Here is a 19660-nt window from a genome sequence, read left to right as displayed (position 1 = left end):
CCGGCTGTCCAGCCACACCGGTCCGTCCGGTCCGGGCTGTGGCACGGAGACGAGCGGGCATCGGAGGGCGGCCGCACACATGAGCAGCGGACTGATCCCGGGGGAACAGCCCCCGGACCCTCGGCCGACGAGCGGCCTGCCGCACCAGCGGCACGAGCCGGTCACCCAGGGGACCATGCCCGTCGAGAACCGGTCGAGGAGTTCTGTGATCACCGCGCGCGCGGCCGCCAGCTTCGAGCCCGTCGGGCGCTCGGTCGCGAGTGCCCGCTCCTTCGTCCGCGACACCCTCCAGGGATGGGGGTTCGCCGACATCATCGACGACGCCGTGGTCCTCACCAGCGAGCTCGTGACCAATGCCGTGATCCACGCCGGCACCTGGGCCGACCTGCTGTGCCTGCGCTGCGACGACGGTGTGCGGATCGAGGTGACCGACCGGTACCCGGAACGTGAGGTCCCGCTCCAGGGCCCGGCCGCCGGCATGGGCAGCCCCGACCGCGAAGGAGGGCGCGGCCTCCAGCTCTGCGCGGCCCTGGCCGGCCGCTGGGGCGTCGAGTACACCCCCGCCCACAAGACCGTCTGGTTCCAACTCGACGTTCCCGACCGCCCGGTGGGCGCCCGCTCGGCCGGGCCGGCGTTGCCGTCCGAACTCCTCCCGATCGCCGACGCCCGGGTCCGCGTCGCCGTCGTGCAGATCGACCGGATCGGCGCGATCTCCTCCTGGAACGAGGACGCGGAGGAACTCTTCGGCTACACGGCCGACCAGGTCACCGGCAAGCCGCTCACCGACCTCGCCGCCTGGCCGCACACTCCCGGCACCAGCACCGGCATCGCGGAGGCGCTCCGACTCTCCCGCTGGGAAGGCAGTTACGGCATAAGGGACACCGGCGGCCGGGTGGTCCCGGTCTACGCCTCGCACCTTCGTGTCCGCGACACGGACGGCGATCCGTCAACCGTGTGCCTTCTCGTCAGGGACCACGAACGGGCGGTCCTGCAGACCCCGTTGCGAGGTCCCTCCGCCGACTCGGCCGGCTCCTCCGAGAGCCAGAGCACCGATCCCTTCGAGGTGTTCATCGGCTCGCCCGCCCCGGACGACCTCGACGGCCTCCTGCAGCGCACGGTGGAGCGCGCACGCGACATGCTCGACGGCGACTCCGCCTTCCTGCTCCTCGCCACCGATGACGAGACGGAACTCGAGGTACGTGCCTCCACCGGCCTGCCCTCCGCCCGTCAGCGCTTCGCCCGCGTCCCGGTGGAGGCCGGCTCCGGCCGCTACGGCTCCGCCCGCATGCCGGCCGTCCACGACGACCTCTCCACCCTGCCCGGCGCGGTTCCGCTCCTCAACGGCACCGGCATGCGCTCGGTCGTCACGGTCCCGCTCAAGGTCGAGGGCCGCCTCACGGGCTCCCTCGGCGTCGCCGCGGAGGGAGCCGGCCGGTACTCCAACGAGGAGGCGCTGCGCCTCCAGTTCGCCGCCGACCGCATCGCCCTGGCTGTCGAGTCGGCCCGTCTGGGCGAGCTGGAGCGACTGCGCCGGGGCTCGCTGAGTTTCCTCGTCGAGGCGTCCGACCTGCTGGCCGGCACCCTGGACCGCGACCAGACCCTGGCCCTCATGGCCCAGATGACCGTCCCCACCCTGGCGACCTGGTGCGCCGTCTACACGATCGCCGACCAGGCGTCCGAGCCGTACCTCTCCTACGTGCTGCACGAGGACGAGGAGCTCATCGACGGCATCAAGTCCCTGCTTTCGAAGATCGCCCCGCCCGATCCGGTCCCCGCCCCCGGCGCCCGTGTCTGGTCGGCGCCCGGCGAGGTGGCCCATCAGGCGGCCCTGCGCTCGTCCATGCGCAGCCTGGGCCTGTCCAGCGGCCCGAGCAGCCAGATCACCTCCGGCATCGGTCCCACCCTCACCACGGCCTCAGCGGTCGGTGGCGAGACGGTGGTCCTCCCGCTGGTCGCCCGTAACCGCGTCATCGGCATGCTGACGCTCGGCAAGCCGACCGACGAACACTTCCGCCAGGAGATCCTGGAGCTCGCCGAGGACCTCTCCCGCAGGGCCGCCCTGGCCCTGGACAACGCCCGCCTCTACTCCGAGCGCACGGCCATCAGCCAGTCCCTCCAGCGCAGTCTCCTGCCGCCGGAGCTCCCCGACATCGACGGCGTCGAGGTCGAGGTCATCTACCGCGCGGCCGGCGAGGGCAACGAGGTCGGCGGCGACTTCTACGACCTGTTCCCGATCAGCGACGGCACCTACGGCTTCGCCATCGGCGACGTCTGCGGTACGGGCCCGAACGCCGCGGCCGTCACCGGCCTGGCCCGGCACGCCCTGAGGCTGCTGGCCCGCGAGGGCCTCAGCGGCCCCGCGGTCCTCGAGCGCCTGAACTCCGCCATCCTCGACGAGGGCGCCCGCAGCCGCTTCCTCACCCTGCTCTACGGCGAGCTGCGCCCGCGGGAGGACGGCAGCGCGGACCTGAAGGTGGTGTGCGCCGGCCACCCGCTGCCGCTGCGCCTGCGCCAGGACGGCACCGTCGAACCGGCAGCCGAGCCCCAGCCCCTCCTCGGTGTCCTGGAGGACCTGGAACTGTACGAGCAGACGGTCACGCTCGATCCGGGCGACGTCCTGCTGTGTGTCACCGACGGTGTCACCGAGCGCCGTGAGGGCACGCGCATGCTCGGCGACGACGGCCTCGCCGACGTCCTGACGACCTGTACGGGTCTGACCGCCGGCGCGGTCGCCGCCCGCATCATGCGCGCAGTGGAACGCTTCGCCTCCGACGCCCCCTCCGACGACATGGCGATCCTCGCCATGCGCGTCCCGGAACTTCACCAGGAGTGAGCTGGATCAGAGCTGCCGGATCAGATCCGGGCATGAGAAAGGCCCCGCCCGGAAGGGCGGGGCCTTTCTGATCTGAGCCCCCAAACGGAATCGAACCGTTGACCTTCTCCTTACCATGGAGACGCTCTACCGACTGAGCTATAGGGGCCTGTTGCCAACTGCGGTTTCCCACCCGGCAACGGAATAGATCATACCCTGGGCAGCCCCGTGCTCCCAACCACCGTTCCCGGCTGGTCCTCGCCCGCGGTTCAGACAGCCGCCTGCAGCAGTCCGCCCAGCGCGTTGCACGCCGACGCGACGCGCTGCATGTCCCGCTTGGTCAACGAGGCGTCCACGGGCAGGGCGAGCGTCTCGTCGGCGGCCCGTTCGGTCTCGGGCAGGGACACGCACCGCCGGAACTCCGGCAGCCGGTGCACAGGCGTCTTCACCGGCACTCCGCACTCGACTCCCCTGGCCCGCACGGCCCGTGCGAAGGCGTCCCGGTCGGGCCTTCCGTTTCCGGGGATCCGCACGACGTACTGCTGGTAGGTGTGCCCGTCGCCTCCGTCGGGCGTCCGCACCCCCCGCAGTTTCGCGTCGAGGTAGGCGGCCCGCTCCCTGCGCCGGGCGACCTCGTCGTACGGAGCCTCGGACTCCCCGTGCTCCAGCACGAGCAGGCCGTGTCGCTGTCCGAGAATGTGCAACCGCGCGAGATCGGCGTGCCTGCCGAAACGATGCACGGCGACGACGGCCGCCGTGCGTGGGGTGATGGCCGCTTCCACAGCGGCCGGCGCGAGGCAGTAGGTCGCCGGATCTATCTCGGCGAACACCGGCAACGCACCCGCGAGAGTGACGGCTTCGGCAACCTCCGCGTTCCCGAAGGCGGACACGACCACCTCGTCACCGAATCCGACGCCGGCGGCCCTGAGCAGTGCAGCAGTACCCATGGGAACGATGCTCGTTGCGCAACGTGAACTTCAAGTGACGCAGAACAAAAAAGGGTTGGACCCCGAACCGAAGTTCAGGGTCCAACCCCTTTCAAAAATTGTTCGGCGGCGTCCTACTCTCCCACAGGGTCCCCCCTGCAGTACCATCGGCGCAATAAGGCTTAGCTTCCGGGTTCGGAATGTAACCGGGCGTTTCCCCTACGCTATGACCACCGAAACACTATGAAACAGACAACCGCACCATGTGTGGCACATGGGGTCGTTCGTGGTTTCAGAACCAACACAGTGGACGCGAGCAACTGAGGACAAGCCCTCGGCCTATTAGTACCGGTCAACTCCACACGTTACCGTGCTTCCATATCCGGCCTATCAACCCAGTCGTCTACTGGGAGCCTTACCCCATCAAGTGGGTGGGAGTCCTCATCTCGAAGCAGGCTTCCCGCTTAGATGCTTTCAGCGGTTATCCCTCCCGAACGTAGCCAACCAGCCATGCCCTTGGCAGGACAACTGGCACACCAGAGGTTCGTCCGTCCCGGTCCTCTCGTACTAGGGACAGCCCTTCTCAAGACTCCTGCGCGCGCAGCGGATAGGGACCGAACTGTCTCACGACGTTCTAAACCCAGCTCGCGTACCGCTTTAATGGGCGAACAGCCCAACCCTTGGGACCGACTCCAGCCCCAGGATGCGACGAGCCGACATCGAGGTGCCAAACCATCCCGTCGATATGGACTCTTGGGGAAGATCAGCCTGTTATCCCCGGGGTACCTTTTATCCGTTGAGCGACGGCGCTTCCACAAGCCACCGCCGGATCACTAGTCCCGACTTTCGTCCCTGCTCGACCCGTCGGTCTCACAGTCAAGCTCCCTTGTGCACTTACACTCAACACCTGATTACCAACCAGGCTGAGGGAACCTTTGGGCGCCTCCGTTACTCTTTAGGAGGCAACCGCCCCAGTTAAACTACCCATCAGACACTGTCCCTGATCCGGATCACGGACCCAGGTTAGACATCCAGCACGACCAGACTGGTATTTCAACGACGACTCCACCCGAACTGGCGTCCGAGTTTCAAAGTCTCCCAGCTATCCTACACAAGCCGAACCGAACACCAATATCAAACTGTAGTAAAGGTCCCGGGGTCTTTCCGTCCTGCTGCGCGAAACGAGCATCTTTACTCGTAGTGCAATTTCACCGGGCCTATGGTTGAGACAGTCGAGAAGTCGTTACGCCATTCGTGCAGGTCGGAACTTACCCGACAAGGAATTTCGCTACCTTAGGATGGTTATAGTTACCACCGCCGTTTACTGGCGCTTAAGTTCTCAGCTTCGCCACCCCGAAGAGTGACTAACCGGTCCCCTTAACGTTCCAGCACCGGGCAGGCGTCAGTCCGTATACATCGCCTTACGGCTTCGCACGGACCTGTGTTTTTAGTAAACAGTCGCTTCTCGCTGGTCTCTGCGGCCACACCCAGCTCAGAGGGAAAACCTCATCACCGGACATGGCCCCCTTCTCCCGAAGTTACGGGGGCATTTTGCCGAGTTCCTTAACCATAGTTCACCCGAACGCCTCGGTATTCTCTACCTGACCACCTGAGTCGGTTTAGGGTACGGGCCGCCATGAAACTCGCTAGAGGCTTTTCTCGACAGCATAGGATCATCCACTTCGCCACAATCGGCTCGGCATCGGGTCTCACCCTTATGCCATCCGGATTTACCTGGATGACGGGCTACACCCTTACCCCGGGACAACCACCGCCCGGGCTGGACTACCTTCCTGCGTCACCCCATCACTCACCTACTACGGGTTGGGTTCGTCGGCTCCACCACTTTCCTTTCCCCGAAGGGTCCGGAACGGCTTCACGGACTTAGCATCGCCCGATTCAATGTTTGACGCTTCACAGCGGGTACCGGAATATCAACCGGTTATCCATCGACTACGCCTGTCGGCCTCGCCTTAGGTCCCGACTTACCCTGGGCAGATCAGCTTGACCCAGGAACCCTTGGTCAATCGGCGCACACGTTTCTCACGTGTGTATCGCTACTCATGCCTGCATTCTCACTCGTCAACCGTCCACCACTGCCTTCCGGCGCGGCTTCACCCGGCAGACGACGCTCCCCTACCCATCACAGTCCCCGTTGGGGGTATGTACTGCAATGACACGACTTCGGCGGTACGCTTGAGCCCCGCTACATTGTCGGCGCGGAATCACTAGACCAGTGAGCTATTACGCACTCTTTCAAGGGTGGCTGCTTCTAAGCCAACCTCCTGGTTGTCTGTGCGACTCCACATCCTTTCCCACTTAGCGTACGCTTGGGGGCCTTAGTCGATGCTCTGGGCTGTTTCCCTCTCGACCATGGAGCTTATCCCCCACAGTCTCACTGCCGCGTTCTCACTTGCCGGCATTCGGAGTTTGGCTAAGGTCAGTAACCCGGTAGGGCCCATCGCCTATCCAGTGCTCTACCTCCGGCAAGAAACACGCGACGCTGCACCTAAATGCATTTCGGGGAGAACCAGCTATCACGGAGTTTGATTGGCCTTTCACCCCTAACCACAGGTCATCCCCCAGGTTTTCAACCCTGGTGGGTTCGGTCCTCCACGAAGTCTTACCTCCGCTTCAACCTGCCCATGGCTAGATCACTCCGCTTCGGGTCTTGGGCATGCTACTGCGTCGCCCTGTTCGGACTCGCTTTCGCTACGGCTTCCCCACACGGGTTAACCTCGCAACACACCGCAAACTCGCAGGCTCATTCTTCAAAAGGCACGCAGTCACGACGTTGAGTGCAAGCACTCAACGCGACGCTCCCACGGCTTGTAGGCACACGGTTTCAGGTACTATTTCACTCCCCTCCCGGGGTACTTTTCACCATTCCCTCACGGTACTATCCGCTATCGGTCACCAGGGAATATTTAGGCTTGACGGGTGGTCCCGCCGGATTCACACGGGATTTCTCGGGCCCCGTGCTACTTGGGTGTCTCTTCAACGAGCCGTTGACGTTTCGGCTACGGGGGTCTTACCCTCTGCGCCGGACCTTTCGCATGTCCTTCGCCTACATCAACGGTTTCTGACTCGCCTCATGGCCGGCAGACCATGAAATAAGAGATCCCACAACCCCGCATGCGCAACCCCTGCCGGGTCTCACACGCCTGCGGTTTGGCCTCATCCGGTTTCGCTCGCCACTACTCCCGGAATCACGGTTGTTTTCTCTTCCTGCGGGTACTGAGATGTTTCACTTCCCCGCGTTCCCTCCGCATACCCTATGTGTTCAGGTATGGGTGACAGCCCATGACGACTGCCGGGTTTCCCCATTCGGACACCCCCGGATCAAAGTCTGGTTGACGACTCCCCGGGGACTATCGTGGCCTCCCACGTCCTTCATCGGTTCCTGGTGCCAAGGCATCCACCGTGCGCCCTTAAAAACTTGGCCACAGATGCTCGCGTCCACTGTGCAGTTCTCAAACAACGACCAACCACCCGTCACAACCCGCCGGAGCGGATTTTTACCGGGGTCGGCACTGAAGGCAGCCGATACGGCCGTGCCCTCAGACACCCAACAGCGTGCCCGGCGCTCCCTGCCGCGCTGCTCGTTCGTTCCATGCCCCGGGGGGCCGTACTGGAAAGAGCAGACGGTCGAGAGTGCCGACTAATCAACGTTCCACCCATGAGCTGACCACCGCCGGACAGGTGCCGGCGTAGTGGCTCTGGCCGCCTTGCGGCAGCTAGATGCTCCTTAGAAAGGAGGTGATCCAGCCGCACCTTCCGGTACGGCTACCTTGTTACGACTTCGTCCCAATCGCCAGTCCCACCTTCGACGGCTCCCTCCCCACGAGGGGGTTGGGCCACCGGCTTCGGGTGTTACCGACTTTCGTGACGTGACGGGCGGTGTGTACAAGGCCCGGGAACGTATTCACCGCAGCGATGCTGATCTGCGATTACTAGCAACTCCGACTTCATGGGGTCGAGTTGCAGACCCCAATCCGAACTGAGACCGGCTTTTTGAGATTCGCTCCACCTCGCGGTATCGCAGCTCATTGTACCGGCCATTGTAGCACGTGTGCAGCCCAAGACATAAGGGGCATGATGACTTGACGTCGTCCCCACCTTCCTCCGAGTTGACCCCGGCGGTCTCCCGTGAGTCCCCAACACCCCCGAAGGGGCTTGCTGGCAACACGGGACAAGGGTTGCGCTCGTTGCGGGACTTAACCCAACATCTCACGACACGAGCTGACGACAGCCATGCACCACCTGTACACCGACCACAAGGGGGCGCCTGTCTCCAGACGTTTCCGGTGTATGTCAAGCCTTGGTAAGGTTCTTCGCGTTGCGTCGAATTAAGCCACATGCTCCGCTGCTTGTGCGGGCCCCCGTCAATTCCTTTGAGTTTTAGCCTTGCGGCCGTACTCCCCAGGCGGGGCACTTAATGCGTTAGCTGCGGCACCGACGACGTGGAATGTCGCCAACACCTAGTGCCCACCGTTTACGGCGTGGACTACCAGGGTATCTAATCCTGTTCGCTCCCCACGCTTTCGCTCCTCAGCGTCAGTAATGGCCCAGAGATCCGCCTTCGCCACCGGTGTTCCTCCTGATATCTGCGCATTTCACCGCTACACCAGGAATTCCGATCTCCCCTACCACACTCTAGCCTGCCCGTATCGACTGCAGACCCGGGGTTAAGCCCCGGGCTTTCACAATTGACGCGACAGGCCGCCTACGAGCTCTTTACGCCCAATAATTCCGGACAACGCTCGCGCCCTACGTATTACCGCGGCTGCTGGCACGTAGTTAGCCGGCGCTTCTTCTGCAGGTACCGTCACTTGCGCTTCTTCCCTGCTGAAAGAGGTTTACAACCCGAAGGCCGTCATCCCTCACGCGGCGTCGCTGCATCAGGCTTGCGCCCATTGTGCAATATTCCCCACTGCTGCCTCCCGTAGGAGTCTGGGCCGTGTCTCAGTCCCAGTGTGGCCGGTCGCCCTCTCAGGCCGGCTACCCGTCGTCGCCTTGGTGAGCCGTTACCTCACCAACAAGCTGATAGGCCGCGGGCTCATCCCTCACCGCCGGAGCTTTCAACCCCCACCCATGCGAGTGGAAGTATCATCCGGTATTAGACCCCGTTTCCAGGGCTTGTCCCGAAGTGAGGGGCAGATTGCCCACGTGTTACTCACCCGTTCGCCACTAATCCACCCCGAGGGGCTTCATCGTTCGACTTGCATGTGTTAAGCACGCCGCCAGCGTTCGTCCTGAGCCAGGATCAAACTCTCCGTGAATGCTTTCCCGTGATCGGGAGAACACCACGAGAGCGGAACGGTCGGGCGGAATAGGCCCCACCGTTCACAGCGTCCTCGCTGTGTTGTTCTTCAAAGGAACCTCGTCCCGGCCTGCTGGCCGAAGACGGGGTATCAACATATCTGGCGTTGATTTTTGGCACGCTGTTGAGTTCTCAAGGAACGGACGCTTCCTTTGTACTCACCCTCGCGGGCTTTCCTCCGGGCGCTTCCCTTCGGTCCTGCGTGTCCGACTCTATCAGATCTTTCCGATCCGATTTCCTCGGGCTGTTCGCCTTCCCGGTTCCCGCTTTCGCGATTTCCCTTTCCGGCGACTCCGACTTTATCAGAAGTTCTGAGTCGGATTTCCCGCCCCCCGGGGACTGGATCCGATGCGCGAAGCAATCGGGTTCCCGGTCGGTGGGAGCCGTAAACGTACTGGAGCGGGGCGCCCCGATGCAAATCGAGGTGCCCCGCTGCCAGTTCTGGTGTACGGACTGCCCTACGGGCCGTCAGACCTCCACGACGACAGGCAGGATCATCGGCCGGCGCCGGTAGGTGTCGGAGACCCACTTGCCCAGCGTCCGGCGTACCAGCTGCTGCATCTGGTGCGCTTCGACGACGCCGTCCTGGGCGGACCGTTCCAGAACATCAACGATCTTCGGCAGTACGGCGGTGAAGGCGTCGTCCTCGATACCGGAGCCGCGTGCCTGGATGTGCGGACCGCCGGTGATCTTCCCGGTGGACGAGTCGAGCACCATGAAGACCGAGATGATGCCCTCGTCGCCGAGGATCTTGCGATCCTTCAGGGCCGGCTCGCCGACATCGCCCACGGACAGGCCGTCGACGTAGACGTAGCCGGCCTGAACCTTGCCGGAGATCTTCGCTCTGCCGTCGATCAGGTCGACGACGACTCCGTCCTCGGCGATGACGATGCGGTCGTGCGGGACACCGGTCAGGGCGCCCAGCTCGGCGTTGGCCCGCAGGTGGCGCCATTCGCCGTGCACCGGCATCAGGTTCTTCGGACGGCAGATGTTGTAGAAGTACAGCAGCTCACCGGCGGAGGCGTGGCCCGAGACGTGCACCTTGGCGTTGCCCTTGTGGACGACGTTGGCGCCCCAGCGGGTCAGGCCGTTGATGACGCGGTAGACCGCGTTCTCGTTGCCGGGGATGAGCGACGACGCGAGGATCACCGTGTCGCCCTGGACGATGCGGATCTGGTGGTCGCGGTTGGCCATCCGGGACAGGGCGGCCATGGGTTCGCCCTGCGAGCCCGTGCACACCAGGACCACTTCGCTGTCCGGCAGGTCGTCCAGCGTCTTCACGTCGACGACCAGGCCCGGCGGAACCCTGAGGTAGCCGAGGTCACGGGCGATGCCCATGTTGCGGACCATGGAACGGCCGACGAAGGCGACCCGGCGGCCGTACTCGTGCGCCGCGTCCAGGATCTGCTGGATGCGATGGATGTGGCTGGCGAAGCTCGCCACGATGATCCGCTTGCGTGCGCCGGCGAAGACCTGGCGCAGGACGTTGGAGATGTCCCGTTCGGGCGGGACGAAGCCCGGGACCTCGGCGTTCGTCGAGTCGGACAGGAGGAGGTCGATGCCTTCCTCGCTGAGCCGGGCGAACGCGTGGAGGTCCGTGAGGCGGTTGTCCAGCGGGAGCTGGTCCATCTTGAAGTCGCCGGTGTGGACCACCATGCCCGCGGGCGTGCGGATCGCCACGGCGAGAGCGTCGGGGATCGAGTGGTTCACCGCGACGAACTCGCAGTCGAACGGGCCGATGCGCTCGCGGTGCCCCTCCGTCACCTCCAGGGTGTACGGACGGATGCGGTGCTCCTGGAGCTTCGCCTCGATGAAGGCGAGGGTCAGCTTGGAGCCGATCAGCGGGATGTCCGGCTTCTCGCGGAGCAGGAAGGGGACGCCGCCGATGTGGTCCTCGTGACCATGTGTGAGGACGATGCCCTCGATGTCGTCGAGGCGGTCCCGGATGGACGTGAAGTCCGGCAGGATCAGGTCGATTCCGGGCTGCTCCTCCTCGGGGAAGAGCACTCCGCAGTCGACGATGAGCAGGCGGCCGCCGTACTCGAAGACCGTCATGTTGCGGCCGATCTCGCCGAGACCGCCGAGCGGGGTGACGCGCAGGCCGTTCGCGGGGAGCGGCGACGGCGGGCCGAGTTCAGGATGCGGATGACTCAAAAGACTCTCCTCACCACACGCGCCACGTCCCGGTGGGGCACGTGGCGCGCGTGACGTTCGTGCAGAAGCAGTTGTCGTTGTGGCGCGCGGGCACCGGTGGCCCGCCGCTTATTCAGTTGTGGAGTCAGGTTGCGCGAGTGGTCGCGCGAAGTCTGTTGTCAGAGCTGTACCCCGCCGGCGGCAAGATCGATCTTGAGCTGCTCGATCTCCTCCGGCGTGCACGCGGCCATGGGGGCGCGCAGGGGTCCGGCGGGCAGGCCCTGCAGGGCGAGCGCCGCCTTCGTGGTCATCACGCCCTGAGTGCGGAACATACCCGTGTAGACGGGGAGCAGCTTCTGGTGGATCTCGGTGGCCTTCTGGACGTCCCCCGAGGTGTACGCCTCGACCAGGGCGCGCAGCTCGGGCGTGACGAGGTGGCCGACGACCGAGACGAAGCCGACGGCGCCCACGGAGAGCAGCGGCAGGTTCAGCATGTCGTCGCCGGAGTACCAGGCGAGGCGCGTGCGGGCGATGGCCCAGCTGGCACGGCCGAGGTCGCCCTTGGCGTCCTTGTTGGCGACGATCCGCGGGTGCTCGGCCAGACGGACGAGCGTCTCGGTGTTGATCGGGACACCGCTGCGGCCGGGGATGTCGTAGAGCATGACCGGCAGCCCGGTGCTGTCCGCGATGGCCGTGAAGTGCTGGTACAGGCCTTCCTGCGGGGGCTTGTTGTAGTACGGGGTGACGACCAACAGGCCGTGCGCGCCGGTGCGCTCCGCGGTGCGGGCCAGCTCGATGCTGTGACGGGTGTCGTTGGTGCCAACCCCGGCCACTACGTGGGCGCGGTCTCCGACCGCCTCCAGGACCGCCCGTACGAGGTCCGCTTTCTCCGCGTCGCTGGTGGTGGGCGACTCGCCGGTGGTGCCGTTGATGATCAGGCCGTCGTTGCCTGCGTCCACCAGGTGGGTGGCGAGCCGCTGGGCGCCGTCGAGGTCGAGTGCGCCGTCCGCCGTGAAAGGCGTGACCATGGCGGTGAGGACCCTCCCGAAGGGGGTCTGCGGAGTGGAGGTCGGAGCCATGGGTTACACGCTACTCGTTGCTCGGGGCAGGGTCTGCCCTCGGGGGAGGCGACAAGTGAGGGCGAAGAGAGAGCCCGGCACTGCCTGCTCGGGGGTTCAGGCAGTGCCGGGCCCGTTTGATCAGGCTAGATGAACTAATGGAAATACCGCAATCCGGACACCTCGGAGGGCTGATCGTACATGCGTGCCCGACCGGGGTCCGGAGCCCGTCCCCGGGGCTACGGGGCCACGCGTCCGTTGGCGTTGAAGGCGGCGTGGGTGAGCGGCATGAGCCGGGCCCATTCGGCTTCCATCTTTTCGCCGACCATCTCGATCTCCCGCTGCGGGAAGGACGGCACCTTCGCCAGCTCGTGCTGGGTGCGCAGGCCGAGGAAGTGCATCAGCGAGCGCGCGTTGCACGTGGCGTACATCGAGGAGTACAGGCCCACCGGGAGCACTGCGCGGGCCACTTCGCGGGCGACGCCGTCGGCCAGCAGCTTCTGGTAGGCGTCGTAGGCCTGGCGGTAGGTGTCGCCGAGCACGCCCTGGACGGTCGCGTGCTGGGCCTCGGTGCCCTCGACGAAGACGTACTTGCCCGGACGGCCCTCCTGGACGAGCTTGCGCGACGCGTCGGGGACGTAGAAGACGGGCTGCAGCTCGCGGTAGCGCCCGGATTCCTCGTTGTAGGACCAGCCGACCCGGTGGCGCATGAACTCACGGAACACGAAGATCGGGGCGCTGATGAGGAACGTCAGGGAGTTGTGCTCGAACGGGCTGCCGTGCCGGTCCCGCATCAGGTAGTTGATCAGGCCCTTGGAACGCTCCGGGTCCTTCTCCAGTTCCCCGATCGATTGCTCGCCGAGGGTCGATACGCGGGCGGCGAACAGGACGTCCGAGTCCGAGGCGCTGGACTTCACCAGTTCCACGGTGACGTCACTCCGCAAGGTGACGTCATCGGGCGTTGACGGCTGGGGATCGTCGGCGGAGGTCAAGGGGGTCCTTCCGGTCACATCACGGCTGCGGGTCGGCGACCACTCTACGGGGCACCCGTCACGGCGGGAGAGGGGCCGTGCCGGGAGGGATTTCCACGGTCTGGGCACCTTCTGCCGGTGTCGTTCGTTTGTGCCGGTGAGAGTGATTCGTTCGAGGTTCTCATGGTTCGATGGGAGAAGTACCACTGATGTTCGGTCGACGGGAATCCGTGCCGTTCACCTTCCTTTCCGACGCCGACGCGTTCCGCAGCAACGTCGCGCCTCCGCCGCGCGAGCGGGCTTCCGCCGGCGAGCTGGCCGGGCGCTGGCTGCTGGGGGTCTGCGTCGTCGCCGGGCTGGTGGGGTCCCTGGTGATCGGGATGCCCGCGTTGTCCACGGACCCGTCGGCCACGGGGACCGAGCAGTCGGAGGCGTCCGACAAACGCTGAACGCACGCCGGACGGACACCGGGCCGGAGGTTCGGCCGCACACCGGCAGAGGGTCCTGCCGCCCGGAGGGGCGGGGTCCGGCCCCAACCGGACCCCGAGGGTGGTGAGGGGTACCACAGATCGATAGCCTCACCGGGCACTGCCCACGCATGGATCGAGTGAGGACCCAGCCGTGCCCCTGCCCTTCCTGACGGCCGACCGCGCCTTCGAGACGGCTGACGACGTCGCGCTGCCGTACCACGACCGTGACCGCTGGCGGCGCCCGTACCGACCGGGGCCGTGGCGAGTGGGAGCGGCGGCGATACTGCTGCTGCTCGCCTCGTTCGTGCTGTTCTCGGCGGTGATCATCTCGGCTACGGCATCGCTGTCGTCGGCCGGCATGGTCTTCGGGGTCGCCCTGGTCGCCATCGTCGGTGCGCTGCGGATGCTGCGCATGGGCACGTGGGTGAGTGCCCATGGACTGCGGCAGGTGAGTCTGTTCGCCACCCGTACGACGCCGTGGGACCAGATCACCGCGGTGCGCACGGTGCAGCAGCCGGTGCGCTGGCTGGGGATGCCGCGGACGGTGCAGGGGCAGGCGCTGCTCCTCGTCCGGCGGGGGCGGTCGGCGGCCTCCGTGCAGCCGCTGCTGACCTCGCACAACGCGGACTTCCTGGGGCGGGAGGTGGCCTTCGACCGGGCGGCCGACTCGGTGGAGGTCTGGGCCGACGAGTACCGGCGGGACTGAACCGGCCCGAACCGCACACACACGCTCAGGGGCCCGGTCCGCACACGCGGACCGGGCCCCTGAGCGCTTTCTTCCCTGCTTCGGTCGTCCTGCCGCGGTGACCCCGCCGCGATCACCCTGTCGTGCTCGGGTGCCGGAGGGCGCACCGGCTCGGCGAGACGTCAGGGGGCCGTCTTGCGCAGGGCGATCGCGCGTTGCATCGCCTTGCGGGCGCGCGGGGTGTCCCGGGCGTCGTGGTAGGCGACGGCGAGCCGGAACCAGCTGCGCCAGTCGTCGGGGGCGTCCTCCGTCTCGGCCTTGCGCCGGGCGAAGACCTCGTCGGCCGAGTCGCGGTCGACGCGGCCGCTGGGCAGGCGCTTGAGCTCGTCCACGGGCAGTCCGCCCTGGGCGTCGAGCTCGGCGGCGAGCCGGTTGGCGTTGCGGACGAACTCGGTGTTCTTCCACAGGAACCACACGCCGATGACCGGCAGGACGAGCACCGCCACGCCGAAGGCGATGGTGAGAGGTGTTCCGGCCTGGATGAGGAGCACACCGCGGCTGCCGACCAGGACGAAGTAGACGACCAGGACGGCGGCTGTGATGGCGTAGGAGATCTTCGCGCGCATGGGATGGGCTCGGGCTCAGTTCAGGTCGAGGAAGTGTTCCAGGCCGAAGGTCAGGCCGGGAGTGGTCACCACACGGCGGGCGCCGAGCAGGATGCCCGGCATGAAGCTGCTGTGGTGCAGGGAGTCGTGGCGGACGGTGAGGGTCTCGCCCTCGGCGCCGAGCAGGACCTCCTGGTGGGCCAGCAGGCCGCGCAGCCGGACGGCGTGCACCGGGACGCCGTCCACGTCGGCACCACGGGCGCCGTCCAGGGCGGTGACCGTGGCGTCCGGGGCGGGGGCGCTGCCGGCCTTGCGGCGGGCCTCGGCGATGAGCTGGGCGGTGCGGGTGGCGGTGCCGCTGGGGGCGTCCACCTTGTTCGGGTGGTGCAGCTCGACGACCTCGACGGACTCGAAGTACGGGGCGGCGATCTGCGCGAACTTCATGGTCAGCACGGCACCGATGGAGAAGTTCGGTGCGATGAGCACACCCGTCTCCGGCGACTGGTCGAGCAGGCCCGTCAGATGTGCGAGGCGGTCGTCGGTCCAGCCGGTGGTGCCGACGACCGCGTGGATGCCGTGGCGCACGCAGAAGTCGAGGTTGCCCATGACCGATGCGGGGGTGGTCAGTTCGACGGCGACCTGGGCGCCGGTCTCGGCAAGGGTCTCCAGTCGGTCGCCCCGGCCGAGCGCGGCCACCAGTTCCATGTCGTCGGCGGCCTCGACGGCCCGTACCGCCTCGGACCCGATGCGGCCCTTGGCTCCGAGGACCGCCACACGCAGCTTGCTCATCTTCCTTGCTTCCTTACCGGAGAGGTCGAAACCGTGGGGTGGGGCCGGACAGGCCCTAGGCGACGGTGTCGTGCAGCCTGGCCGCCTGCTTGTCCTTGATCGGACCGATGACCGACAGCGAGGGCCGCTGCCCCAGGACGTCGCGGGCTACCGCACGGACATCGTCCATGGTGACCGAGGCTATCCGGGCCAGCATCTCGTCGACCGACATCTGCTCGCCCCAGCACAGTTCGCTCTTGCCGATACGGTTCATCAGCGCGCCGGTGTCCTCCAGGCCGAGGACGGTGGAGCCCTGGAGCTGGCCGATGGCACGCCGTATCTCGTCCTCGGGCAGACCGTGCTCGGCGACCTGGTCGAGTTCGTCGCGGCAGATCTTCAGCACGTCGTGCACCTGGGACGGCCTGCACCCGGCGTACACGCCGAACAGGCCGCAGTCGGCGAAGCCGGAGGTGTACGAGTACACGCTGTAGGCCAGGCCCCGCTTCTCCCGGACCTCCTGGAACAGGCGGGAGGACATACCGCCGCCGAGGGCCGTGTTGAGCACGCCGAGGGCCCACCGGCGCTCGTCGGTGCGGGACAGGCCCGGCATGCCGAGGAGGATGTGCGCCTGCTCGGTCCTGCGGTCGATCACCTCGACGCGGCCGGCGGTGCGCAGCGTGCGCCGTCCGCCGCGCGGGGCGATCGGCCGGGCGTCCGGGTCCTTGAGGGCGCCGGCGGCCTCGAAGGCGGCCTGCACCTGGCGGACGACCTGGTCGTGGTCGATGTTGCCGGCGCAGGCGACCACGAGGTGGGTCGGATCGTAGTGCTTCTTGTAGAAGCGGCGGATGCGGTCGGCGGTGAGGGCGTTGACCGTGTCGACCGTGCCGAGGACGGGGCGGCCCAGCGGGTTGTCGCCGAACATGGTGTGCGCGAACAGGTCGTGCACACCGTCACCGGGGTCGTCCTCGGTCATCGCGATCTCTTCGAGGATCGCGCCGCGTTCGATGTCGACGTCCTCCTCGAGGATGCGGGAGCCGGTCAGCATGTCGCAGACCACGTCGATGGCGAGCGGCAGGTCGGTGTCGAGCACACGCGCGTAGTAGCACGTGTACTCCTTGGCCGTGAACGCGTTCATCTCGCCGCCGACGGCGTCGATGGCGGCGGAGATGTCCAGGGCGGACCTGCGGTGCGTGCCCTTGAAGAGCAGGTGCTCCAGGTAGTGGGTGGCGCCGTTCAGCGCGGGGGTCTCGTCGCGGGAGCCGACGTGCGCCCAGATGCCGAAGGTCGCGGAGCGGACCGAGGGGAGGGTCTCGGTGACGACGCGCAGCCCACCGGGGAGGGTGGTCCTGCGGACGGTGCCGATGCCGTTCTCACCCTGGATGAGGGTTTGGGTACGGGCGACGGCCCGCGCCTCCGGGGAGGTGCGGGCCGTCGCCTTGGAGCCGTGGGACGTCACTGGTCGGTGTCGGCCTTCTTGTCGTCGTCCTCGCCCTCGATCACGGGGATGAGGGAGAGCTTGCCGCGGGAGTCGATCTCGGCGATCTCGACCTGGACCTTGGCGCCCACGCCGAGCACGTCCTCGACGTTCTCCACGCGCTTGCCACCGGCGAGCTTGCGGATCTGCGAGATGTGCAGCAGTCCGTCCTTGCCGGGCATCAGGGAGACGAACGCACCGAAGGTGGTCGTCTTCACGACGGTGCCCAGGTAGCGCTCGCCGACCTCCGGCATGGTCGGGTTGGCGATGCTGTTGATCGTGGCGCGGGCGGCCTCGGCCTGCGAGCCCTGGGCGGCACCGATGTAGATGGTGCCGTCGTCCTCGATCGTGATGTCGGCGCCGGTGTCCTCCTGGATCTGGTTGATCATCTTGCCCTTGGGGCCGATGACCTCACCGATCTTGTCCACGGGGATCTTGACGGTGATGATCCGCGGGGCGTTCGGGGACATCTCGTCCGGCGTGTCGATCGCTTCCATCATCACGTCGAGGATGTGGAGGCGGGCGTCACGGGCCTGCTTGAGGGCGGCGGCCAGGACGGAGGCGGGGATGCCGTCCAGCTTGGTGTCGAGCTGGAGGGCGGTCACGAACTCCTTGGTGCCGGCGACCTTGAAGTCCATGTCGCCGAAGGCGTCCTCCGCACCGAGGATGTCGGTGAGGGCGACGTAGTGCGTCTCGCCGTTGATCTCCTGGGAGATCAGGCCCATGGCGATACCGGCGACGGGGGCCTTGAGCGGCACACCGGCGTTCAGCAGCGACATGGTGGAGGCGCAGACCGAGCCCATGGACGTCGAGCCGTTGGAGCCGAGGGCCTCGGACACCTGACGGATCGCGTACGGGAACTCCTCGCGGGTGGGCAGCACCGGCAGGATGGCGCGCTCGGCGAGGGCGCCGTGGCCGATCTCGCGGCGCTTGGGGGAGCCCACGCGGCCGGTCTCACCGACGGAGTACGGCGGGAAGTTGTAGTTGTGCATGTAGCGCTTGCGGGTCACCGGGGAAAGGGTGTCCAGCTGCTGCTCCATACGGAGCATGTTGAGGGTGGTGACGCCCAGGATCTGGGTCTCGCCACGCTCGAACAGCGCGGAACCGTGCACCCGCGGGATGGCCTCGACCTCGGCGGCCAGGGTGCGGATGTCGGTGACTCCGCGGCCGTCGATGCGCTTCTTCTCCTTGATGACGCGCTCACGGACCAGGGACTTGGTCAGTGCGCGGTACGCGGCGGAGATCTCCTTCTCGCGGCCCTCGAACTCCGGCAGGAGCTTCTCGGCGGCGAGCTGCTTGACGCGGTCCAGCTCGGCCTCGCGCTCCTGCTTGCCGGCGATGGTGAGCGCCTGGGCGAGCTCGGGGCGGACGGCGGCGGTCAGCGCCTCCAGCACGTCGTCCTGGTGGTCCAGGAAGACCGGGAACTCGCCGGTCGGCTTGGCGGCCTTCGCGGCGAGGTCGGCCTGGGCCTTGCACAGGACCTTGATGAAGGGCTTCGCGGCGTCGAGGCCGGCGGCGACGACCTCCTCGGTGGGGGCCTCGGCACCGCCCTCGACCAGCTTGACGGTCTGGTCGGTGGCCTCGGCCTCGACCATCATGATCGCGACGTCGCCGTCCTCCAGGACGCGGCCCGCGACGACCATGTCGAAGACGGCGTCCTCGAGCTCGGTGTGCGTCGGGAAGGCGACCCACTGGCCGCTGATCAGCGCGACGCGGACGCCGCCGATCGGGCCGGAGAAGGGCAGACCGGCCAGCTGCGTGGACGCGGAGGCGGCGTTGATCGCCACGACGTCGTACAGGTGGTCGGGGTTGAGCGCCATGATCGTGGCGACGACCTGGATCTCGTTGCGCAGGCCCTTCTTGAAGGACGGGCGCAGCGGGCGGTCGATGAGGCGGCAGGTGAGGATCGCGTCCTCGGAGGGCCGGCCCTCCCGGCGGAAGAAGGAGCCGGGGATCTTGCCGGCCGCGTACATCCGCTCCTCGACGTCCACCGTGAGGGGGAAGAAGTCGAGCTGGTCCTTGGGGTTCTTCGAGGCCGTGGTGGCCGACAGCACCATGGTGTCGTCGTCCAGGTAGGCCACGGCGGAGCCGGCGGCCTGGCGGGCCAGGCGGCCCGTCTCGAAGCGGATGGTGCGGGTACCGAAGGAGCCGTTGTCGATGACGGCCTCGGTGTAGTGGGTCTCGTTCTCCACCAGTGGGTTCTCCGTTACTTGTCGTCTTTCGTCCCTCCTCGCCCGTGTGGCGGGGGGACGGTGTGGAGAAGCGCGCCGTCTGGTGCGGGCCGGTCTTCGATCGAAGCTCCCGGGTTCATTCACCCGGGGGCCACTACCGAGGACCGGCGGCGAGGTGCGCTTCCCCTCGTGCGTCGGGACGTCCGGGGGGACGTCGGGGGTGGTGCCGGTGACGGCCGCGACCTGGTGCGGTACCGGTCGTCA

General features: G+C 66.7%; 11 protein-coding genes, 1 tRNA gene and 3 rRNA genes. 3 read left to right on the top strand and 12 right to left on the bottom strand.

Features of this window, described 5'->3' with window-relative positions; all coding sequences use genetic code 11:
* Positions 1-79 precede the first annotated feature (79 nt).
* Positions 80-2833: a SpoIIE family protein phosphatase gene (locus OHB56_RS30575; protein ID WP_326755028.1), complete on the top strand. Its 2754-nt coding sequence runs from the start codon at positions 80-82 to the stop codon at positions 2831-2833.
* Positions 2834-2908: 75 nt separating this feature from the next.
* On the opposite strand, the gene OHB56_RS30570 is transcribed toward OHB56_RS30575, so the two are convergent.
* The 8 genes from OHB56_RS30570 to thyX form a co-directional block, all read right to left on the bottom strand.
* Positions 2909-2981 (bottom strand) — tRNA-Thr (locus tag OHB56_RS30570).
* Positions 2982-3081: 100 nt separating this feature from the next.
* Complete coding sequence (locus OHB56_RS30565; RefSeq protein ID WP_406359244.1) at positions 3082-3744, bottom strand: DegT/DnrJ/EryC1/StrS family aminotransferase; 663 nt, start codon at positions 3742-3744, stop codon at positions 3082-3084.
* Positions 3745-3859: 115 nt separating this feature from the next.
* A 5S ribosomal RNA gene (rrf, locus tag OHB56_RS30560) occupies positions 3860-3976 on the bottom strand.
* Between the two features lie 84 nt (positions 3977-4060).
* Positions 4061-7183 (bottom strand): 23S ribosomal RNA (locus OHB56_RS30555).
* Between the two features lie 307 nt (positions 7184-7490).
* Positions 7491-9020, bottom strand: a 16S ribosomal RNA gene (locus OHB56_RS30550).
* The 16S, 23S and 5S rRNA genes sit together here, the layout of an rRNA operon.
* Before the next feature lie 509 nt (positions 9021-9529).
* Positions 9530-11215, bottom strand: a complete 1686-nt coding sequence (locus tag OHB56_RS30545; RefSeq protein WP_055596039.1) for a ribonuclease J — start codon at positions 11213-11215, stop codon at positions 9530-9532.
* Between the two features lie 158 nt (positions 11216-11373).
* Complete coding sequence (gene dapA / locus OHB56_RS30540; RefSeq protein WP_326755027.1) at positions 11374-12273, bottom strand: 4-hydroxy-tetrahydrodipicolinate synthase; 900 nt, start codon at positions 12271-12273, stop codon at positions 11374-11376.
* Between the two features lie 218 nt (positions 12274-12491).
* The gene (thyX, locus tag OHB56_RS30535; protein ID WP_326755026.1) at positions 12492-13244 is read right to left on the bottom strand and encodes an FAD-dependent thymidylate synthase; all 753 of its coding nucleotides are present in this window, start codon (positions 13242-13244) and stop codon (positions 12492-12494) included.
* Between the two features lie 188 nt (positions 13245-13432).
* Here thyX and OHB56_RS30530 point away from each other — a divergent pair, with 188 nt between their 5' ends.
* Together OHB56_RS30530 and OHB56_RS30525 are read left to right on the top strand one after the other, a co-directional pair.
* Positions 13433-13672 (top strand): hypothetical protein, encoded by a 240-nt coding sequence (locus OHB56_RS30530; protein WP_406359243.1) that lies wholly within the window; start codon positions 13433-13435, stop codon positions 13670-13672.
* 172 nt (positions 13673-13844) lie between these two features.
* Positions 13845-14399 carry a hypothetical protein gene (locus OHB56_RS30525; RefSeq protein ID WP_326755024.1) on the top strand — a complete coding sequence of 185 codons (555 nt, stop codon included), beginning with the start codon at positions 13845-13847 and terminating at the stop codon, positions 14397-14399.
* 161 nt (positions 14400-14560) lie between these two features.
* On the opposite strand, the gene OHB56_RS30520 is transcribed toward OHB56_RS30525, so the two are convergent.
* The 4 genes from OHB56_RS30520 to OHB56_RS30505 are packed head-to-tail and all read right to left on the bottom strand — an operon-like array spanning position 14561 to position 19417.
* A complete protein-coding gene (locus OHB56_RS30520; protein ID WP_055630711.1) occupies positions 14561-15004 on the bottom strand; it encodes a hypothetical protein in 444 nt (147 codons plus the stop codon).
* A 15-nt stretch (positions 15005-15019) separates the two neighbouring features.
* Entirely contained in the window at positions 15020-15772 is a 753-nt protein-coding gene (dapB, locus tag OHB56_RS30515; RefSeq protein WP_326755023.1) for a 4-hydroxy-tetrahydrodipicolinate reductase, read from the bottom strand.
* A gap of 55 nt (positions 15773-15827) precedes the next feature.
* Positions 15828-17207 (bottom strand): M16 family metallopeptidase, encoded by a 1380-nt coding sequence (locus tag OHB56_RS30510; RefSeq protein WP_406356740.1) that lies wholly within the window; start codon positions 17205-17207, stop codon positions 15828-15830.
* Complete coding sequence (locus tag OHB56_RS30505; protein WP_055596047.1) at positions 17204-19417, bottom strand: polyribonucleotide nucleotidyltransferase; 2214 nt, start codon at positions 19415-19417, stop codon at positions 17204-17206. The genes OHB56_RS30510 and OHB56_RS30505 overlap by 4 nt, the downstream gene beginning before the upstream one ends.
* Between the last annotated feature and the right edge of the window lie 243 nt (positions 19418-19660).

It is taken from the genome of Streptomyces sp. NBC_01635 (assembly GCF_045209715.1).
Taxonomy (GTDB): Bacteria; Actinomycetota; Actinomycetes; order Streptomycetales; family Streptomycetaceae; genus Streptomyces; species Streptomyces hirsutus.
This window is presented reverse-complemented; position numbering and strand designations above follow the sequence as displayed.

Bases quoted from the DNA above. Each gene is read 5' to 3' on its own strand.
- dapA (WP_326755027.1), bottom strand. From the start codon at position 12,273: ATGGCTCCGACCTCCACTCCGCAGACCCCCTTCGGGAGGGTCCTCACC.
- OHB56_RS30520 (WP_055630711.1), bottom strand. From the start codon at position 15,004: ATGCGCGCGAAGATCTCCTACGCCATCACAGCCGCCGTCCTGGTCGTC.
- dapB (WP_326755023.1), bottom strand. From the start codon at position 15,772: ATGAGCAAGCTGCGTGTGGCGGTCCTCGGAGCCAAGGGCCGCATCGGG.
- OHB56_RS30530 (WP_406359243.1), top strand. From the start codon at position 13,433: ATGTTCGGTCGACGGGAATCCGTGCCGTTCACCTTCCTTTCCGACGCC.
- OHB56_RS30575 (WP_326755028.1), top strand. From the start codon at position 80: ATGAGCAGCGGACTGATCCCGGGGGAACAGCCCCCGGACCCTCGGCCG.